This is a genomic window from Bradyrhizobium sp. BRP23, from assembly GCF_020194135.1.
GTDB classification, from domain to species: domain Bacteria; phylum Pseudomonadota; class Alphaproteobacteria; order Rhizobiales; family Xanthobacteraceae; genus Bradyrhizobium; species Bradyrhizobium yuanmingense.
The window spans coordinates 74517-91234 of sequence record NZ_JADYVW010000018.1; the positions used below are offsets into that span (position 1 = coordinate 74517).

At 65.4% G+C, this 16718-nt stretch carries 19 protein-coding genes and 1 tRNA gene; 12 read left to right on the forward strand and 8 right to left on the reverse strand.

Annotation, left to right across the window (positions count from 1 at the left end):
- A complete protein-coding gene (locus I6F24_RS32725) occupies positions 1 to 747 on the forward strand; it encodes a hypothetical protein (protein ID WP_036026313.1) in 747 nt (248 codons plus the stop codon).
- 186 nt (positions 748 to 933) lie between these two features.
- On the opposite strand, the gene I6F24_RS32730 is transcribed toward I6F24_RS32725, so the two are convergent.
- From I6F24_RS32730 to I6F24_RS32740, 3 genes are read right to left on the reverse strand one after another with little or no spacing between them, the layout of a single operon-like run.
- Positions 934 to 1746, reverse strand: coding sequence for an enoyl-CoA hydratase/isomerase family protein (locus tag I6F24_RS32730; RefSeq protein ID WP_225141058.1), 813 nt, complete (start codon positions 1744 to 1746; stop codon positions 934 to 936).
- A 17-nt stretch (positions 1747 to 1763) separates the two neighbouring features.
- Positions 1764 to 2924 carry an acyl-CoA dehydrogenase family protein gene (locus I6F24_RS32735; protein ID WP_036026316.1) on the reverse strand — a complete coding sequence of 387 codons (1161 nt, stop codon included), beginning with the start codon at positions 2922 to 2924 and terminating at the stop codon, positions 1764 to 1766.
- Positions 2925 to 2941: 17 nt separating this feature from the next.
- A complete protein-coding gene (locus I6F24_RS32740) occupies positions 2942 to 4006 on the reverse strand; it encodes an acyl-CoA dehydrogenase family protein (RefSeq protein ID WP_225150749.1) in 1065 nt (354 codons plus the stop codon).
- Between the two features lie 246 nt (positions 4007 to 4252).
- On the opposite strand from I6F24_RS32740, the gene I6F24_RS32745 reads away from it, so the two are divergent.
- A complete protein-coding gene (locus tag I6F24_RS32745; protein WP_225150750.1) occupies positions 4253 to 5038 on the forward strand; it encodes an SDR family oxidoreductase in 786 nt (261 codons plus the stop codon).
- A gap of 147 nt (positions 5039 to 5185) precedes the next feature.
- On the opposite strand, the gene I6F24_RS32750 is transcribed toward I6F24_RS32745, so the two are convergent.
- Positions 5186 to 5452 carry a GlsB/YeaQ/YmgE family stress response membrane protein gene (locus I6F24_RS32750; protein WP_036014563.1) on the reverse strand — a complete coding sequence of 89 codons (267 nt, stop codon included), beginning with the start codon at positions 5450 to 5452 and terminating at the stop codon, positions 5186 to 5188.
- Positions 5453 to 5485: 33 nt separating this feature from the next.
- Positions 5486 to 6052 carry a YidB family protein gene (locus tag I6F24_RS32755; protein ID WP_036014559.1) on the reverse strand — a complete coding sequence of 189 codons (567 nt, stop codon included), beginning with the start codon at positions 6050 to 6052 and terminating at the stop codon, positions 5486 to 5488.
- 161 nt (positions 6053 to 6213) lie between these two features.
- On the opposite strand from I6F24_RS32755, the gene I6F24_RS32760 reads away from it, so the two are divergent.
- On the forward strand, positions 6214 to 7215 hold the full coding sequence (locus tag I6F24_RS32760; RefSeq protein ID WP_225150752.1) for a 2-dehydropantoate 2-reductase: 1002 nt from the start codon (positions 6214 to 6216) through the stop codon (positions 7213 to 7215).
- A 20-nt stretch (positions 7216 to 7235) separates the two neighbouring features.
- Positions 7236 to 7451, forward strand: coding sequence for a hypothetical protein (locus I6F24_RS32765; RefSeq protein WP_074448068.1), 216 nt, complete (start codon positions 7236 to 7238; stop codon positions 7449 to 7451).
- A 163-nt stretch (positions 7452 to 7614) separates the two neighbouring features.
- Here the strand turns inward: I6F24_RS32765 and I6F24_RS32770 are convergent, their stop codons facing one another.
- Positions 7615 to 8238 carry a hypothetical protein gene (locus I6F24_RS32770; RefSeq protein ID WP_036026327.1) on the reverse strand — a complete coding sequence of 208 codons (624 nt, stop codon included), beginning with the start codon at positions 8236 to 8238 and terminating at the stop codon, positions 7615 to 7617.
- A gap of 230 nt (positions 8239 to 8468) precedes the next feature.
- Here I6F24_RS32770 and I6F24_RS32775 point away from each other — a divergent pair, with 230 nt between their 5' ends.
- The 4 genes from I6F24_RS32775 to I6F24_RS32790 are packed head-to-tail and all read left to right on the forward strand — an operon-like array spanning position 8469 to position 12048.
- Entirely contained in the window at positions 8469 to 9986 is a 1518-nt protein-coding gene (locus tag I6F24_RS32775; protein ID WP_074448083.1) for an AMP-binding protein, read from the forward strand.
- Between the two features lie 21 nt (positions 9987 to 10007).
- Positions 10008 to 10646 carry an RraA family protein gene (locus I6F24_RS32780; protein ID WP_036026331.1) on the forward strand — a complete coding sequence of 213 codons (639 nt, stop codon included), beginning with the start codon at positions 10008 to 10010 and terminating at the stop codon, positions 10644 to 10646.
- A gap of 26 nt (positions 10647 to 10672) precedes the next feature.
- Positions 10673 to 11044 carry a dimethylsulfonioproprionate lyase family protein gene (locus tag I6F24_RS32785; protein WP_036014542.1) on the forward strand — a complete coding sequence of 124 codons (372 nt, stop codon included), beginning with the start codon at positions 10673 to 10675 and terminating at the stop codon, positions 11042 to 11044.
- A gap of 47 nt (positions 11045 to 11091) precedes the next feature.
- On the forward strand, positions 11092 to 12048 hold the full coding sequence (locus I6F24_RS32790) for a tripartite tricarboxylate transporter substrate-binding protein (RefSeq protein WP_074448067.1): 957 nt from the start codon (positions 11092 to 11094) through the stop codon (positions 12046 to 12048).
- A 7-nt stretch (positions 12049 to 12055) separates the two neighbouring features.
- On the opposite strand, the gene I6F24_RS32795 is transcribed toward I6F24_RS32790, so the two are convergent.
- Positions 12056 to 12415 (reverse strand): VOC family protein, encoded by a 360-nt coding sequence (locus I6F24_RS32795; RefSeq protein ID WP_036014526.1) that lies wholly within the window; start codon positions 12413 to 12415, stop codon positions 12056 to 12058.
- Between the two features lie 137 nt (positions 12416 to 12552).
- Between I6F24_RS32795 and I6F24_RS32800 the strand changes: the two genes are divergently transcribed.
- From I6F24_RS32800 to I6F24_RS32810, 3 genes are all read left to right on the forward strand, one after another.
- Positions 12553 to 12629 (forward strand) — tRNA-Arg (locus I6F24_RS32800).
- A 120-nt stretch (positions 12630 to 12749) separates the two neighbouring features.
- A complete protein-coding gene (locus tag I6F24_RS32805) occupies positions 12750 to 13472 on the forward strand; it encodes a DUF2569 family protein (RefSeq protein WP_225150754.1) in 723 nt (240 codons plus the stop codon).
- A gap of 153 nt (positions 13473 to 13625) precedes the next feature.
- A complete protein-coding gene (locus I6F24_RS32810; RefSeq protein WP_109145515.1) occupies positions 13626 to 14765 on the forward strand; it encodes an amidohydrolase/deacetylase family metallohydrolase in 1140 nt (379 codons plus the stop codon).
- Positions 14766 to 14805: 40 nt separating this feature from the next.
- On the opposite strand, the gene I6F24_RS32815 is transcribed toward I6F24_RS32810, so the two are convergent.
- Entirely contained in the window at positions 14806 to 15531 is a 726-nt protein-coding gene (locus I6F24_RS32815; protein WP_109141713.1) for an alpha/beta hydrolase, read from the reverse strand.
- A 120-nt stretch (positions 15532 to 15651) separates the two neighbouring features.
- Between I6F24_RS32815 and I6F24_RS32820 the strand changes: the two genes are divergently transcribed.
- A complete protein-coding gene (locus I6F24_RS32820) occupies positions 15652 to 16632 on the forward strand; it encodes a helix-turn-helix domain-containing protein (RefSeq protein WP_225150756.1) in 981 nt (326 codons plus the stop codon).
- Positions 16633 to 16718 lie beyond the last annotated feature (86 nt).

The following is a 16718-nucleotide window of genomic DNA, read 5'->3' on the forward strand; positions in this document are numbered from 1 at the left end:
ATGGCGCCCTATATCCGGCTGCGTCAGATCTGCCTGGTCGCGCCGCAGCTCGAGCCCGTCATCACGGATATCGGTCGGATCATGGGCCTCGCCGTCTGCTATCGCGACGGCAATGTCGCCAAATACGGCCTCGAGAACGCGCTGCTCCCGGTCGACACGATCCTGCTGGAGGTGGTCGCGCCGTTCAAGGACGGCACCACGGCCGGTCGCTTCATCGAGAAGACCGGCGGCCGCGGCGGTTACATGGCGATCTTCTGCTGCGACGACCCGGACGAGCGCGGCCGCAACGCCAATGCGCTCGGCGTGCGCACCGCCAATGTCATCGACCACGCGCCGTATCACGGCGTCCAGCTCCACCCCCGCGACTGCCGCGCCGCCTTCATCGAGTTCAATCACACCGAAGGCAGCGACGACATCCTCGGGCCGTATCCTCCGGCGGGACCGGACTGGCAGAAATTCATTCGCAAGGATGTGACCGAGGCGCTGACGGCGGTGGAGATGCAGAGCCCGGATCCGCAAGGGCTGGCCGAGCACTGGGGCAGGATCATCGGAATTGCGCCTGAAGGCGCCGAACTGAAGCTACCCAACGCGACCTTCCGCTTCGTCAAGGGCGCCAGCGAGATCATGAGTGCGCTGGAGTTTCGGGTGACTGACGTGGCGCAGGTGCTGCATACCGCCAAGGCAAAAGGGCTCGCGGTTGAGGGCAACGAGTTTCTGCTGGGCGGAGTGACGTTCCGCGTGAGTTGAGCGGGCAAACCCTCTCCCCCTGTGGGAGAGGGTGGCTCGCCGCGAGCGGCGAGACGGGTGAGGGGTCTCTCTCCGCGAGCGAATCACTTGCGTTTGAATGCGCTGAAGCAGCCCCTCATCCGGCGCTTCGCGCCACCTTCTCCCACAAGGGGAGAAGGAAGAAAGAAGCGATCGCTTTGTAATAAACTACCTTCCCTTGAAATTCGCCACCCGCCGCTCTTCCGTGGCCTTCACGCCTTCCTTGAAATCGTCCGTCGCGCGCAGCCGCGTCTGCTCGGCGAGTTCGTGATTGGTCGCGGCCATCACGCGGTCGGCGAGGCCATTGCGCATCGTGGCGCGGGTGGAGAGCAGGCCGAGCGGGGAGCATTCGGCGATCTCGCCGGCGAGCTTCATCGCGGCCGCCTTCACCTGGTCCTGCGGCACCAGCTCGTTGGCGAGGCCCCATTTGTAGGCTTCCTCGCCCGTGACGCGGCGGCTGGTATAGAACATCAGCTCGGCGTTGTTCTTGCCGATCAGCTCCGGCAGCGTCACGGTCAGGCCGAAGCCGGGGTGGAAGCCGAGCTTGGTGAAGTTTGCGGAGAAGCGCGCTTCGGGACAGGTGACGCGGAAATCGGCCGACACGGCAAGCCCGAGTCCGCCACCGATGGCCGCGCCCTGCACGGCGGCAACGATCGGCTTCTTGGCGCGGAAGATGCGCACGGCCTGGATGTAGAGATGGTTGATCGGGCCGAGACTGTCGGCCGGATCGCCCTTTTTCTCGGCCTCGCGCGCCTCCTGGGCCTGCCGCGCCGGATCGCCGAAATTGGCGCCGGCGCAGAACGCCTTGCCCTGCGCGGAGAGCACGGAGGCACGGATCTCGATGTCGCGGTCGAACTCGTCGAGCGCGTCCGCGATCTGGTTGATCAGCGAGATATCGAAGAAGTTGAGCGGCGGACGGCGGATCTCGATGGTGCCGACATGCCCGACCTTCTCGACGCCGATATCTTGATAGGTGCTCATGATGATCCTCGATTGACTTAACGCAGACCCAATCCGCGGGCGATGATACCGCGCAGCACCTCGGTGGTGCCGCCCTGGATGGTGAGTTTCGGCGCGGTCTTGATCGCGAAGTCGAGCTGCCGCTCCAAGGTCTCGCGGTTGCTCGCGGTCTCCTCGACGAAGGCGGCGAGATCGCGCACGCGATTCGGCAGCTGCTGCTCCCAGACCGTGCCGATGTCCTTGACAATGGACGCTTCGACCACCGGCTCCTTGCCGGCTTCGAGCATGCCGGCCACCGAGACCGACATCCGCCGCATGGTGTGGAGCTGCGCGACCAGGCGGCCGATGCCCTCGGCGCTGCGCGTATCGGGATTGGGACCGACAGCGCGGACCAGCTCGGTGAGGACGTAATACGTCTCGAGGAAACGCTCAGGGCCCGAGCGTTCATAGGCGAGCTCGCTCGTCGCCTGTTTCCAGGCGCCGTCGACCTCGCCGAGCACATGGTCATCGGGAATGAAGTGATCGGTGAAGACCACCTCGTTGAACTCGTATTGCCCAGTGATCTGGCCGATCGGATTCACCTTGATGCCCGGCTGCTTCATCTTGACCAGGAACTGGGTCAGGCCGTGGCGGCGGTTCTCCTTGGTCGGCGGCGAGGTCCGGAAGATCGCGATCATGTAGTCGGCGATATGCGCCGACGAGGTCCAGATCTTGGTGCCGTTAATGAGATAGCCGCCGTCGGTCTTGGTCGCGCGCGTCTTCGCCGCGAACAAATCGGAGCCCGAGTTCGGCTCGCTCATGCCGATGGCAAAGCAGATCTCGCCGCGGCAGATCCTCGGCAGGATCTCCATCTTGATGTGCTCGGGCGCGTATTTCAAAAGCACCGGCCCGCTCTGGCGGTCGGCGACGAAGAAGCGCCGCGTCGGCGCATTGGCGACGCGCATCTCCTCGGTCACCACGTAACGCTCGAGGAAGGAGCGTTCCTGGCCGCCATACTTTTTCGGCCAGGTCATGCCGAGCCAGCCCTTGGCGCCGACCCGGCGGGAAAATTCCGGCGCGTCGGTGTCCTCGCGATTGGGCTTGTGCGGATCGAAAGTGCCGGCGGCGATCTCCTCGGCGAGAAAGGCGCGGACTTCCTTGCGCAATTGCTCGCATTTCTCCGGCAGGCGGATCGGATCGAAACGGAGGGCAGCAGTCATTGTGTCTCTCTCCCGGATCAGCGCGATGCCACGAGCGGCCACAATTCGTCGGCGCCGCGGTTTGCGACGAGCTTGCCGAGCTCGACGGCCCAGTAGCTTTCCGAGCCGAAATCGTCGCGCCAGGCCAGCGCGCGCAGCGAATAGCGGTGCAGGATGTGCTCCATGGTGAAGCCGATCGCGCCATGGACCTGATGCGCGATGCCGCCGCCCTTCTCGGCAGCTTCCGCGCAGCGGATCTTTGCGGAGGCGGCTTCGAGATAGATCTCGTCGTTGAACGATCTTGCATTGGCGATGGCGTCGGCGGCGGACGTCGCCGCCGCGAGCGCCGCGGCGGATTCGCCGGCAAGGCGGGCGAGATTGTGCTGCACGGCCTGGAATTTCGAGATCTTCTTCTCGAAGGCGACACGCTCGTTGGAATAGCGCACGGAGATGTCGAGCATGGATTCCAGCGCGCCGGCGATCTGGAGGCTGCGCGCGACGCCGCCCATCAGCATCAGATGGGTCTGCTCAAAGCCGTTCGGCGCGGGCTTGATGGCGACGGGCTGGACCTTGTCAAGCGTGACGGTATCGCTGTGGTCGTAGCCGACATTGAGCCCGGCCTCGATCCGCGCCTTGGCCGCGTCGATCAGCGCAATGGAAGCACCGTCCTTGCCGTGTGCCAGCACCGCAAAATGCTTCGCTGCTTTTGCAAAGGGCACGCCGCGCGCGCGACCGGAGAGCGCACCGTCGGCATCGAGGGTGATACGGTCCTTCGGGGACGCCGGCACGATCGTCATCTCGCCTTCGGGGGAAGCGATCTTGGCCTGTGCCAGCAGCCATCCCGCCAGCATGGTCTCGGCCAGCGGCACCGCGACTGCGAAACGGCCGGCGGCGTTCAGCAGCGCAAAGCCGTCGGCGAGGCTCGCGCCCGAGCCGCCGAGATCGTCCGGCACCCAGGACAGCGGCAGGCCGGCTTCGCTCAGCGCCTGCCACAGCGGCGCCTGCCAGGAATTGTTCTTGTCGTTGTTGATGGTTTGCGGGTCGGCGAGATCGGCGAAGATCTTCTCCGCGGTCTCGACGACGATAATGTCACTCTCCGCCACAGCGTTCCCCGTATCTTGCCATTGGCGCGTCCGGTCAGATCGGCCAGTGCGCAGTCTCTTCTTGCGCCCGATGATCGGAAAAAGCCATGGCCCTGACAAGCGTTGATCGCAGGTCCATCTGCGGCGTGGGCATGGGGCCAGGCTTCAGGAAATGCTAATTCCGCTTAGCGGAGTTTGCTCGATTTGCAGGGCGCGGCAAACTCGCTAAACAGGACGCCACACCAGATACAGGGGAAGGAAATCCGGATGGCAAAAGACGGCTTGTGCGCAATCGTGACGGGGTCCGCATCCGGGCTGGGTGCAGCGACTGCGGAGATTCTCGCCCGCAGCGGGGCGCGGCTCGTCATCAACTATTCGTCGAGCCGGAAGGAAGCCGAGGCGACGGCCGAGACCTGCCGCAAGGCCGGCGCCGCGGAGGTTTTGGTCGCACAGGGCGACGTCTCCAAGGATGAGGATTGTCGCACGATCGTCGCGGCGGCGAGCGGCTGGGGCCGGCTCGACATCCTCGTCAACAATGCCGGCACCACCAAGCATGTGGCTCACGCCGATCTCGACGGTCTGTCGGCGGAAGATTTCCAGCGGGTCTATGGCGTCAACACCATCGGTCCGTTCCAGATGGTGCGCGCGGCGCGCAGCCTGCTCGAAGCCGCCGCCAAGGCTTCGGGGCGGCCATCTGCGGTCGTGAACGTCTCCTCGGTCGCCGGCATCAGCGGCGTCGGCTCGTCGATTGCGTACGCCGCGAGCAAGGGTGCGCTCAACACCATGACGCTGTCGCTGTCGCGCGCGCTGGCGCCGCTGATCCGCGTCAACACGGTCTGCCCTGGCTATATCGACACGCCCTGGTTCACCAAGGGCCGCGGCGAGGCGCAGGCCAAGCAGGTGCGCGACAGCGTCGTGGCGAAAGTGCCGCTGAAGGTCGCATCATCCGCGGAGGACATCGCCCAGCTCGTCTGCTTCCTGGCGACGCCGGCCTCCAGCAACATGACCGGCGAGGTCGTGCGCATGGATGCGGGGATGCATTTGATTACGTGAGACCCGATACGCCCTCTCCGCGTCATGGCCGGGCTTGACCCGGCCATCCACGTGAGGCCGCTCGGGTCGAAGGACGTGGATGCCCGGGTCAAGCCCGGGCATGACGATGAGGAGGTGGCGTGCTCTCGTCGTTACCGCTTCTAAGCGCTACCCCTTGATCACGCCGCTCGCTACCAGCCGATTCCAGATGAACAGCACCACCACCGCGCCGATGGTCGCGGTGATGAAGCCGGCGCCCTGGTCGGGGCTGTAATGGCCGATGGCCTGGCCGATCCAGGTGGCCAGAAACGCGCCGGCAATGCCGAGGATGGTGGTGAGGATGAAGCCGCTCGGATTGTTCGGCCCCGGCGACAGCCAGCGCGCGATGAGGCCGGCAATGAAGCCGACCAGGATGATCCAAAACAGGCCGCCCATGCTCATGACAGTGCTCCCCTCTCTTTGAACCGATCAGACCCGATCCGAGAGTTCATTCTCGGTCGGCAGCCGTCCGTCCGGCGTCAAATGGTCGACCACCTGCGGCAGATACTGGCTGAGGCCGGAGAGCAGCTCTTCGCGTGACAGGCCGCTCTGGGCGGACAAACTCTCGATCTGGTCGGCGCCGAGCGCGCTGGCGAGATCGCCCGGCGCGATTGGCTTGTTCTCGCCCTTGCCGACCCAGGAATTGGCGGCATCACCGTGTCCGCTCTGCTGGAGCTGGTTGAGGAGATCGCCAAGCCCGCCGCTCAGAATGCTGCCGGCCGCACCGCCGGCGAGCAGGCCGCCGAGGCCGCCCTTGAGCATGTCGTTCAGACCGCCGCCCCGACCTACGTTCACCGGCGGAGGCGCGGGTGTCGGCAACGGTTGGGGCGCTGAGCCGGACTGGTTGCCGGTGAAATGCTTGAATGCCTTCCAGGCGAGCAGGCCGAGCAGCGCCATGGTCATCGGCGACATGCCGCCGGAGGATTTCTCGGAGCTCGGTGTGCTCTGGCCGCGCGGGCCGTTCTGCATGCCGTTGAGGACGTCGAGTAGACCCATGGTGCTCTCCTTTGGCGTCTCGTTCGGCGAGCGCTCGCCGCTGACTGCCCCCGGGGCGAGAAGATATGGGGCGCTCATGACCGTTACAAGTCGGATGCGCCGCGATTGGTTGTCGGGCTCGGCTCTGCTATCGAAGGCCGGTCATTCAGGGAGTGAGCTCGGTGATTGCGGATCGACCGATCGTTGTGGCCGGCGCCGGCGCCATCGGCTGTTTCGTCGGCGGCATGCTGGCCGCCAGCGGCCGCCGCGTCGCGCTCCTGGTGCGGCCGCGGGTAAAGACCGAGATCGAGCGGTTCGGCTTGCTTCTGACTGATTTGGACGGCTCCGAGAACAAGCTCGGCGCGGGTCAACTGGCGCTGTCGGAGGATCCCTCGATCTTCCACAACGCCGGCATCGTGCTGGTGACGGTGAAAAGCGCCGATACCGCTGCTGTCGCCGAGCAGATCGCGCAGCATGCGCCTGAGGATGCCGTCATCGTCTCGCTTCAGAACGGCGTCGGCAATGTCGCTGCGCTGCGCGAGCGGCTGGGCGGCCGCCGCGTGCTGGCCGGCATGGTGCCGTTCAACGTGATCGCGATGGGCGAGGGCCGCTTCCACCGCTCGACCTCCGGCGACATTCATGTTGGCGAGGATGCGGAGAACACGGCCGGGAAGCTCTCGGTCGCCGGCCTCAGGATGCGCGCGAGCAGCGACATCACGGGCGTGCAATGGGGCAAGCTGATCATCAACCTGAACAACGCGCTCAGCGCGCTGTCGGACATGCCGCTTGCCGCGCAACTGGCCAGCCGCGACTGGCGCAGGCTGTTCGCCGACCAGATGGCCGAAGGGCTGGCCGTGCTGAAGGCCGCCCACATCGTGCCGGTGTCGTCGACGCCGATCCCGATGAGCTGGTCTCCAACCCTGCTGCGGCTGCCGGATGCGATCTTCGGTGCAATCCTGGGCCGGACCATGAAGATCGATCCCGAGGCGCGCTCCTCGATGTGGCAGGATCTGAAGCAGGGCCGCAAGACCGAGATCGACTATCTGCAGGGCGCGGTGATCGCGCTCGCCGAGCGGAACCATGTCGCCGTGCCGCTGATGCGCCGCATTGTTGCGCTGATCAAGGAAGCCGAGGCGGCCGGCAACGGTCCGCTCCGTATGACGCCGCAGCAGATTCGGGGGTAGCGCCCGAAAGGAGGAGCGCGATGAAACGTGGTCTTGTGATCGGGCTCGCGCTGACCGCCTTTTGCGGCACATCGACGCTCGCCTATGCGAGGCCGCCGACGGTGATGAACTCACCTGGATATGACAGGCGATTGCAGGAGAGCCGGTCGCAGTTGGGTGCTTCGCCGATGGTGACGGAGCCGGCGACTGCGCCGTTGGCGAAACCGAAGCAGGGCAAGAAGAAGCGCACGAACTGAGGGTGGGAGCTGATCTGCATCCAACTCGTCATTGCGAGCCACCGGGTCGGCGCAAAGCGCCGCCCGATGACAGGCTCCGCGAAGCAATCCAGAATCCCACCGCGGAAAGACCCTGGATTGCTTCGTCGCAAGGGCTCCTCGCAATGACGGTTATGGGTGCAACTCACCCCTTCTTCGCGGGCTTGCTCGGGGTCGGGTTGAACAGCTTCTTCAGGTCGTTCAAGCTCTCCGACAGCCGCGGCCATTCGCAGGAGAACGAGCCCTTGGCGCAAGATGCAGCCTTCGGCTTCGCGCCCGCGGCTTGCTGCACCTTCGGCCGCTCGACCGGCACCGGCACGCGCGCGACTTCGGTCCGCAGCGCGACCTGCTGCAGCTGCTGCAACTGCTGCTCCTGCTGTTCGCGCTGCTGCCGGGCGATAGCCTGGGCCGCTTCGTTGCTGCGGCGCTGGTTGGCGAGATAGGCCGTATAGGCTTCGTCGATCTTCTTCTGCTCCTCCGGCGTCGGATTGGGGCCGGCGATGTCGAAGGTGCGATCCTGGAGGAAATCGTAATAGGAGTAGCCGCCGCCCGGCTTGCGGCGGCCGGCAAACTTGGCGTTACAATCGGCAAGGGCGGCCGTCTTCTCCGCCTTGGTTGCGGCCTTCTCGGCGGCGTCGGCGCATTCCTCGAAATCAACCGGAGCCCGCTTCCACCATTGCGCCTCGGCATGCCCGTGCGTCAGCAGGAAAAAACCTGCTGTACCTACGGCGAGCAGCGCCGCACGACGCGATGTAACGACCGACGACATTCTACGAGAGCATTCCTTGCGCAACTCAACCCGAACTGAGTCGAGCCGGATTTTTGCCTCTTTCTTGCCGGCTTGTCACCCATGGAACCCAGGAAATTCAGGGCTGCGATGCTGACATTTTATGCTTGACGTGGCGCGAGAGTCACAGCGCCCGGACCGCGGGCTGGTACACTCGTGCTGCGAGCGCCTTGCTCCGCGGCGACGCCAAGAACACGAAGTGGAAACGCCTGATGTTGCTGCCGCTCTCAGATGTGCCGCGCTGGTACGCTGAACGCAAACCACATGGCACGATTGCGATCCGTCACGGGCAGGACACGCTGACCTGGGACGAGCTCGAGCACGGCGCCAACCGCCGCGCGCGGGCGTTCATGGCCAAGGGCGTCAAGCCCGGGGATTTCGTCGCGATCGGATTGCCGAACGGCAACGCGTTCTTCGAGACCTCCTTTGCGGTGTGGAAATGCGGCGCGACGCCGACCTCGCTGTCGTGGCGGCTGCCGCGCGGCGAAGCCGCCGCCGTGCTCGACATTCTCAAGCCTGCGCTGGTGGTCGGAGGCGAGGCGGACTGGAATGCGCCGAACCGGTTGCCTGCCGACTTCGTGCCGGAAGGATTTTCGGATGGGCCGCTGGCGCCGCCGGTGGCGCGATACTGGAAGGCGATGACCTCAGGCGGCTCGACCGGCCGTCCCAAGGTGATTCTGGATCATCAGCCGGCGGTGACCGATACCGCGGCTGCGCCGGCGCTCAATATTCCCTTCGGCGTATCGCTGCTCAATCCCGGTCCGCTCTACCACAACGCGCCGTTCATCGTGTCGCATTACGCGCTGTTCGTCGGCGGCAAGCTCACGGGGCTGACCAAGTTCGACGCCGAGGAGACGCTGCGGCAGATCGAACGCGAGCGCGTGCAATGGGTCAATTTCGTGCCGACCATGATGCACCGGATCTGGGCGCTGTCTGCGAGCGTGCGCAACTCTTATGATCTGTCGAGCCTGCAGACGGTCTTCCACATGGCTGCGCCGATGCCGCCGTGGCTAAAGGAGAACTGGATCGGCTGGCTCGGACCCGAGCGGATTTGGGAGCTCTATGGTGGCACCGAGCGGCAGGGCGCCTGCATCATCTCCGGCACTGAATGGCTGACGCACAAGGGCTCGGTTGGCAAGATCGGCGACATGGCGAAGCTTCGCATCGTCGGCGAGGACGGCAAGGACGTTGCGCCCGGCGAGACCGGCGAGATCTATTTCCTCAACAATGACGGCAAGGACGCCACCTACCATTATCTCGGCGCCGAGCCGAAGCGCCGCGCCGACGGCTGGGAATCGCTCGGCGATATCGGCCGGCTGGACGCCGAAGGTTATCTCTATCTCGGCGACCGCCTCGCCGACATGGTGCTGCGCGGCGGCGCCAACATCTATCCGGCCGAGGTCGAGGCCGCGGTGTCCGAGGCTCCCGGTGTGCGCTCCTGCGTCGTGGTGGGCCTGCCCGATCCGGAATTGGGCCAGCGTGTGCATGCCATCATCGAGCCGGAGCCCGATGCGGACGGGCAGGCCATTGCCGACGGCATGGCGGATTTCCTCAAGGACCGGCTCAGCCGCTATAAGCATCCCGAAAGCTTCGAATTCGTCAGCGCCCCGCCGCGCGACGATTCCGGAAAAGTCCGGCGCACCCTGTTGCGCGATGAGCGTGCGACGTGGATGAAGGAGGGGCGCGCGTTCCGGATCTTGCCTTCGAAGGCGCGGGCGCATGCCGAATGAGACAAGCAAGGAAGGACTGACATGACGATCACCATCGTAGCGAGCAGCGTGCCGAAGCCGCCGGCAAATATCATCGAAGGTTTCAGGGACGCGCCGACCTCGGTGATCTCGGACAATCTCGCCCGGCTGCCCGGTGCAGTGGGGCTGAGGCCCTATCACCGCGGCGGCAAGCTGGTGGGCACGGCCTTCACCGTGCGCACCCGTCCCGGCGACAATCTCGCGATCCACCGCGCGCTGGATCTGGTCGGGCCCGGCGACGTCATCGTGGTCGACGGCGGCGGGGACGAGACGCGCGCGCTGATCGGCGAGATCATGAAGAACATCGCGCAATGGCGCAAAGCCGAAGGCTACGTCATCGACGGCGCGATCCGCGACGTCGCAGCATTCGCGGCCGACGACTTCCCCTGCTACGCCCGCGCAGTGATCCATCGCGGTCCCTACAAGAACGGCCCCGGCGAGATCAACGTGCCGGTGACGATCGGCGGCAGCGTGATTGCGCCCGGCGACATCGTCGTCGGCGACGAGGACGGCGTGGTGTCGTTTCCCGCTGCCGGCGCGGCCGCCCTGTTGGAAGCGGTGCGTGTCCAGGTCGCGCGCGAGGAGGAGACGCTGAAGGCGATCCGCGAGGGCCGTTACCAGGGCGCCTACGGCAAGTCCTGATCAGAGGAGCGTGAAGGGAGGATGGCGTGAGCCAGAAGGAAGAATTTCACAATCTCGATGATGCCAGCGACGGACTCTTCCGCGAGCTTGCCGCCGGCGTGACCACGCGCATCTTCTCAGGCGAGCAGGCGATGCTGTCGGTGGTGACGCTGGCACCGCATGCGCAAGGCACGCTGCATCATCACCCCGAGGAGCAGTGGGGCGTGCTGCTCGACGGCTCCGCCATCCGCGTCCAGGGCGAGGAGGAAATCCCGGTGAAGAAAGGCGATTTCTGGCGCACGCCCGGGAACGTGCCGCACACCATGCGCGCCGGGCCGGACGGCGCCCGCGTGCTGGACATCTTCAGTCCGCCTCGGCCAGAATACAGAAAAGCAGGATCAGGCTTCGGCACGACCTAGCGCTTAAAAGCAAAAAAGCAAAGCGCTACACATAAAGGGAGGGGACCATGACGATCACACGACGGGCGCTGCTGGCCGCGCCGGCTATTCTCGCATTGACGCCGGCGATGGCGCAGGCCGGCAAGATCACGCTGGTGGTGCCGTTCCCGCCGGGCGGATCGACCGACGCCATGGCGCGGCTGCTGCAGACGAACCTGCAGACCAAGCTTGGTCGCATCGTGGTGGTCGAGAACAAGTCGGGCGCGGCCGGTGCGCTCGGCGCTGCGCAGGTCGCCAAGAGTCCGGCCGACGGCTCGACCTTCCTGGTCACCTTCGATTCCCACGCGGTGATCCCGTCGATTCTCGACAAGCCGCCGGTCGATGTCGAGCGCGAGCTGATGCCGGTGCTGCTGATCGGCACCGCGCCTTACGTGATCGCGGCCGGCGCCGGCCGCCCCTACAAGAGCTTCGCCGACGTGGTCGCCGCCTGCAAGGCAAGCCCCGGCGCGGTGAAATACGCCTCGGTCGGCATCGGCACGCTCGGCCATCTCGCCATGACCGTGCTCGGCAGCAAGGCCGGCGTCGAGATCATGCACGTGCCCTATCGCGGCGGCGGGCCGGCCATGAACGACGTGCTCGGCGGCCACGTCGATCTCATCGCGGGATCGGCGGCGCTGGTCGCCGCCCAGCTCGGCACCAATATGCTGCGTCCGATCCTGCAGCTCGGCCGCGAGCGGCTGCCGGCCCTGCCTGATACTCAGACCGCGATCGAGGCCGGCTTCCCGGACTTCGAGACGCTGGCCTGGTGGGGCATCTTCGCGCCCACGGGCACGCCGCCGGACGTCGTCGCGGCCTTCGCGGCGGCGTCCAAGGAGATCCTGAGCGAGCCCGCGACCGCCGCCCAGCTGAAGGAGACGCAACACATGACGCTGCTGCTCCAGGACGGCGCCGCCTTCAAGACCTTCTTCGACAAGCAGGTCGCCACCTGGGGCAAGGTCGTGAAGGACAACAATATCAAGGCGTGAGGCCCCGTCATGCCCGACGAAGGGGACGTGCGAAACTGAGCTCATGGCCATCGGGGTCGGTGAGATGGAAGTAGCGCTCGCCCCATTCGGCGTCGCGCGGCGTGGTTGACGGCTGCCATCCGGCGGCGCGCGCCTGCTCATAGGTTGCGTCGACATCGGCGACATGGAAGATGACGCGGCCCCACCAGGACCAGCGCTTGTCGTCCGGCTGTGCCGTCAGGTTGAGATAACCGGGGCCGACGCGAAAGCTCGTGAATGCGGCGGCTTCGCCACCATACAAGAGCTCGAACCCCAGCGACCGGTAGAAGTGCACGGCGCGCCCCATGTCATGCGTGCCGAGCGTGATGGCGCTGATGCTTTCGATCATGTGAGCTGCTCCGTTGGGAGGGGCCTGGAAGTATAGCCGCCCCGTTCAGGCTGACGATCGATCTCGCCCGCCTGACGGCTGGCGAACCGCATTTTGCTCTGCTATGAGGGGGCCGAGCCCGCACCCACGGGTTCCGCGGTCCCGTAGCTCAGCCGGATAGAGCGGCGGTTTCCTAAACCGTAGGTCGGAAGTTCGAGTCTTCCCGGGATCGCCACTTTTCCGCGCGTTTACGCCGCGCCTAGGGCACGCAACGCCGGTATTCCCCCCCAAGCGTTATTCCATCGTGACGTGTGCCGACAGCCGGCTAAAATACGGCGGGTGCAGGGGGCCTTGCATGGCGGACTCATGGTACTACGCTGAGGGCGGGCAGCGGCGCGGCCCGTTCTCGATTTCTGAACTCCTCACGCTTCTCGCGGGTAACGCCGATCCTCGGCGCGTGCTGGTCTGGCGGCACGGCTTCGAGAATTGGAAGCCGGCCGGGGAGGTGCACGAGATCACGCAGCAGCTCCTTCAATCGCCGCCGCCAAGCCCAGCATCGCCGCCGGTTGAGGTCATTCGCGAGGCGGCCGCTCCCGCAGAAGACGGCGCTTCATTCAAGGACGTCCAGCCAGAGATGACCGGCATCAGCGGCTGGCTCGGGCTTCTGGCGTTCGGCCAAATGATCGGCATCGTGCGCCTCGTCGTCAATACCGCGCAATATGTGCAGTCGATCTCCAGCGAGACCTGGGTGCAATTCTCAATCGTATTTTGGGGCGAGATAGCGATGAACGCCGCGCTGATCGGTCTCGCAATCTGGACGGCGGTGCTCCTGTTCATGCATTCCCGTAGATTTCCAGCGTTCTTCATTGTGCAGATGATCTGTGCGGTACTGATGCCGTTGATCGATCTGGTTTGGGTTGCATCGATCTTTTCCATCGGCTTGAACCGTCCGTTCGGTGATTTTTTCACTATCGAACCTCTTCAAGTCGCACGAATGGTCGTCGGTGCGATCAGTGCCGCGATTTGGATAACCTACGTCCTTCGCTCCCGTAGAGTCGCGCATACGTTCACGGAGTAAGCCGTCATGCATCCGGCGGCCCGCAAGCCGGGCGGACAGGATGCCCGCTGATTTGCTCGGCTGGTGCAAAAATTGCTAACAGAAGCGACCGGGCCGGAAGGGGCACCTTCCAGCCCGGTCCATGCCTGTCCGTTGCCATACCCGGAGACCATGATGCCTTTTGACTTGATCCTTCGCGGCGGAAGGGTCATTGACCCCTCGCAGAAGCTTGATGCCGTGACGGATGTCGCATTTTCGAACGGCAAGGTTGCCGCTGTTGGCACAGGGCTCAAGGCGGATCCGGGCACCGATGTCCGCGACGTCTCGCAGTTCATCGTGTCGCCTGGGCTGATCGATCTGCACACCCATGTCTATTGGGGCGGCACCTCGCTCGGCATCGATGCCGAGGAGTTCTGCCGCCTCTCCGGCGTCACCACGGCGGTCGATACCGGCAGCGCTGGCCCCGGCAATTTCGCCGGCTTCCGCAAGCATGTGATCGAGCCGAGCCAGGTCCGCATCCTCGCCTATTTGCACGTCTCGCATGCCGGCATCTTCGGCTTCTCGCACCGGATCATGGTCGGAGAGAGCGAGGAGCTGCGCCTGATGAATCCGATCGAGGCGGCCGAGGTGGCCGATGCCAACCGCGATCTCATCGTCGGCATCAAGGTGCGCGTCGGCCTGCATTCGTCGGGCACGTCGGCCGCGGTGCCGCTCGACATCGCGCTCGAGGTCGCGAACGAGGTCGGCATGCCGCTGATGGCGCATATCGACCATCCGCCGCCGAGCTATGAGGACGTGTTGGCGCGGCTGCGTCCCGGCGACGTGCTGACCCACGCGTTCCGCCCCTTCCCGAACACGCCGGCGACGGCGCAAGGCACCGTGAAGAAGGCGGTGCTGGAAGCGCGCGAGCGCGGCGTGCTGTTCGATATCGGCCACGGCAAGGGCTCGTTCGCGTTCAAGACCGCGCGCGCCATGTTGGCCAATGGTTTCCATCCGGACACGATTTCCTCGGACATCCATCAGCTCTGCATCGACGGCCCGGCCTATGACCAGGTGACGACCATGTCGAAGTTCCTGTGCATGGGCATGGAGCTGCCGGATGTGATCGCGGCATCGACGGTGAATGCGGCGATGGCGCTGCGGCGTCCTGAGCTCGGCAGCCTCAAGCCGGGCAGCGTCGGCGACGCCACGTTGATCTCGGTGCGGCAGGGCCAGTTCGACTACGAGGACGTCGTCGGCGAGCACCTGATCGGCGATCGCAAGATCGTGTCCGAAGGCGTCGTCATCGGCGGCCGCTGGTGGCATCCGAATTGACGGCGCTCATGGACCGGGAGCGCCGTCGAGAGACGCATCGTCAATCGCGTCCCGCCTCCATGATGGCCTTGGCGAGCCGCGCCGGGTCCGAGAAGCACAGCTCGTGGCTTCCCGGCACCTGCACCAAGCGGAACAGGCCGAGCTTCTCCGACAGGCGCGGATGCCAGCCATGGCTGTGCGGCATCGCGGTATCCTCGGTGCAGTTGATGTAGGATTTGGCCAGCGGCATCTCGGCCGGATTGCTCTTGAGCGCGATCTTGTCGCTGAAGGTCGCCAGCGGATGCGGATTGAGCACGTCATAAGCGCGCTGCGCCGTCTCCAGATCGGCATCGTTGATGAAGGCCTCGCGCCAGATCGGGAAGGGCAGCACCACCGAGCCGTCGCCGCGCTCGGCCGCGATGGCGTCGAATAGTCCGACATAATGCGGCGGCACCATGTCGTTGAGGCATTCGCCGTCATTGGGCACGAAGGCATTCCAGTAGACCAGGCGGCGGATGCGCTCCGGCGCGAGGTCGGCAACGCCAGTGATGACCATGCCGCCATAGGAATGGCCGAGCAGGATGACGTCCTTCAGATTATTCTCGGCCAGGTAGTCCGCGATCGATTGGATCGCTTCCTTCAACCCGGTCGTCTTGGCATCGCCCGGACGGTTGCCCTTGATGGTGGGGGTATGGACCTGATGGCCGGCGGCGCGGATCGGCGCGGCGACCGGCTCGAGCTCGGCGCCTGTATGCCAGGCGCCATGGACGAGAACGTAGGTCGACATATTGTGGCTCCTCCCGAGGGTGTGGTTAGATCGGCGCAGCGTCGCCGCACGGCAAGTGTGGACCGGCGACCGATTTGCCGCTTGGCTGGAAGTGAACCGTATTGGTCTCGGAGTGAACCGATGCAGCAGATCGAGCGCCCCGTCCCGTCGCGCCACTCGGCCTGGAATACGGTGGGTGTACGGCCTCACGAGCAATTCGCCTATTATCGCGAGGCAATCTGCCAGGCTTTCATGAATCTGACGCCGGAGCCGGCGGCGGCAAGCGGCTTTCCCGCCAGCGTCGAGCACGTCCGTCTCGGTAATGCCGCGATCAACCGCGTCAGCTTCCCTGAGCATTTGGTGCGCCGTTCCGCGGCCGATATTGCGGCGTCGGATCGCAGCTGCTTCTACCTCAACCTGAAGCTGGCCGGCCGCTGCCGCATCCAGCAGGACGGTCGCGAGATCAGCCTGTCGCCCGGACAGGTCGGCATCTTCGACAGCGACCGCCAGTTCGCGCTCCTGCACGATCGTGGTCCGCAGCTGCGCGTCGCCTCGTTCTGGGTGCCGGCAGAAGCCTTGCGTGAACGGCTGCCGGCTTCGTTCGACGTCGTTGCGGCACGCCTCTCGGACGATCCCGTCGTCGGCCACCTCATTGTCGAGACCGCGCGCACGCTCAGCGAGGGTGCGCTGCAGATGGGCGAGGACGAAGGTGTGCGGCTGTTCCGGGCGCTGATCGAATTGGTTGCGGTGAGCCTGTCGCGAGGCAGCCGCCTGCACGCCGCTGAAGCCGAGAGTCTCGCCGATGCAACCACGCTGGCGGTGAAACGTGCCATCCACCGGCGGCTCCGCCAGCCGGGACTTGCGGTCGCAGACGTCGCCGCCGCCGTCGGCATCAGCGAGCGCTACGTGCACAAGCTGCTGGCGCGATCGGGCTCCAGCTTCACCGACTACGTCATCGACCATCGTCTCGACGGCGCGGCCAGGGATATCAGGACTCCCACGATGGCGGAGCACGCGATCGGCGCCATCGCGTTCGATTGGGGTTTTTCGGACCTCTCCCACTTCACCCGCCGCTTCAAGCAGCGCTTCGGCTGCCGGCCGCGCGACTGGCGCACGCGCTGAGGGAAACTATGCGGCAACTCGCTCGATGCGCCCCCTCTCCCCGTTCTTACGGGGAGAGGGTTGGGGTGAGGGGGCTGCTTCCGCGA

What these genes read in the sequence shown, in the direction of transcription:
- I6F24_RS32725 (WP_036026313.1), top strand. Translation starts at nt 1, where the DNA reads ATGGCGCCCTATATCCGGCTGCGTCAGATCTGCCTGGTCGCGCCGCAG.
- I6F24_RS32730 (WP_225141058.1), bottom strand. Translation starts at nt 1,746, where the DNA reads ATGAGCACCTATCAAGATATCGGCGTCGAGAAGGTCGGGCATGTCGGC.
- I6F24_RS32735 (WP_036026316.1), bottom strand. Translation starts at nt 2,924, where the DNA reads ATGACTGCTGCCCTCCGTTTCGATCCGATCCGCCTGCCGGAGAAATGC.
- I6F24_RS32745 (WP_225150750.1), top strand. Translation starts at nt 4,253, where the DNA reads ATGGCAAAAGACGGCTTGTGCGCAATCGTGACGGGGTCCGCATCCGGG.
- I6F24_RS32750 (WP_036014563.1), bottom strand. Translation starts at nt 5,452, where the DNA reads ATGGGCGGCCTGTTTTGGATCATCCTGGTCGGCTTCATTGCCGGCCTC.
- I6F24_RS32755 (WP_036014559.1), bottom strand. Translation starts at nt 6,052, where the DNA reads ATGGGTCTACTCGACGTCCTCAACGGCATGCAGAACGGCCCGCGCGGC.
- I6F24_RS32765 (WP_074448068.1), top strand. Translation starts at nt 7,236, where the DNA reads ATGAAACGTGGTCTTGTGATCGGGCTCGCGCTGACCGCCTTTTGCGGC.
- I6F24_RS32770 (WP_036026327.1), bottom strand. Translation starts at nt 8,238, where the DNA reads ATGTCGTCGGTCGTTACATCGCGTCGTGCGGCGCTGCTCGCCGTAGGT.
- I6F24_RS32775 (WP_074448083.1), top strand. Translation starts at nt 8,469, where the DNA reads ATGTTGCTGCCGCTCTCAGATGTGCCGCGCTGGTACGCTGAACGCAAA.
- I6F24_RS32780 (WP_036026331.1), top strand. Translation starts at nt 10,008, where the DNA reads ATGACGATCACCATCGTAGCGAGCAGCGTGCCGAAGCCGCCGGCAAAT.
- I6F24_RS32790 (WP_074448067.1), top strand. Translation starts at nt 11,092, where the DNA reads ATGACGATCACACGACGGGCGCTGCTGGCCGCGCCGGCTATTCTCGCA.
- I6F24_RS32795 (WP_036014526.1), bottom strand. Translation starts at nt 12,415, where the DNA reads ATGATCGAAAGCATCAGCGCCATCACGCTCGGCACGCATGACATGGGG.
- I6F24_RS32805 (WP_225150754.1), top strand. Translation starts at nt 12,750, where the DNA reads ATGGCGGACTCATGGTACTACGCTGAGGGCGGGCAGCGGCGCGGCCCG.
- I6F24_RS32810 (WP_109145515.1), top strand. Translation starts at nt 13,626, where the DNA reads ATGCCTTTTGACTTGATCCTTCGCGGCGGAAGGGTCATTGACCCCTCG.
- I6F24_RS32815 (WP_109141713.1), bottom strand. Translation starts at nt 15,531, where the DNA reads ATGTCGACCTACGTTCTCGTCCATGGCGCCTGGCATACAGGCGCCGAG.
- I6F24_RS32820 (WP_225150756.1), top strand. Translation starts at nt 15,652, where the DNA reads ATGCAGCAGATCGAGCGCCCCGTCCCGTCGCGCCACTCGGCCTGGAAT.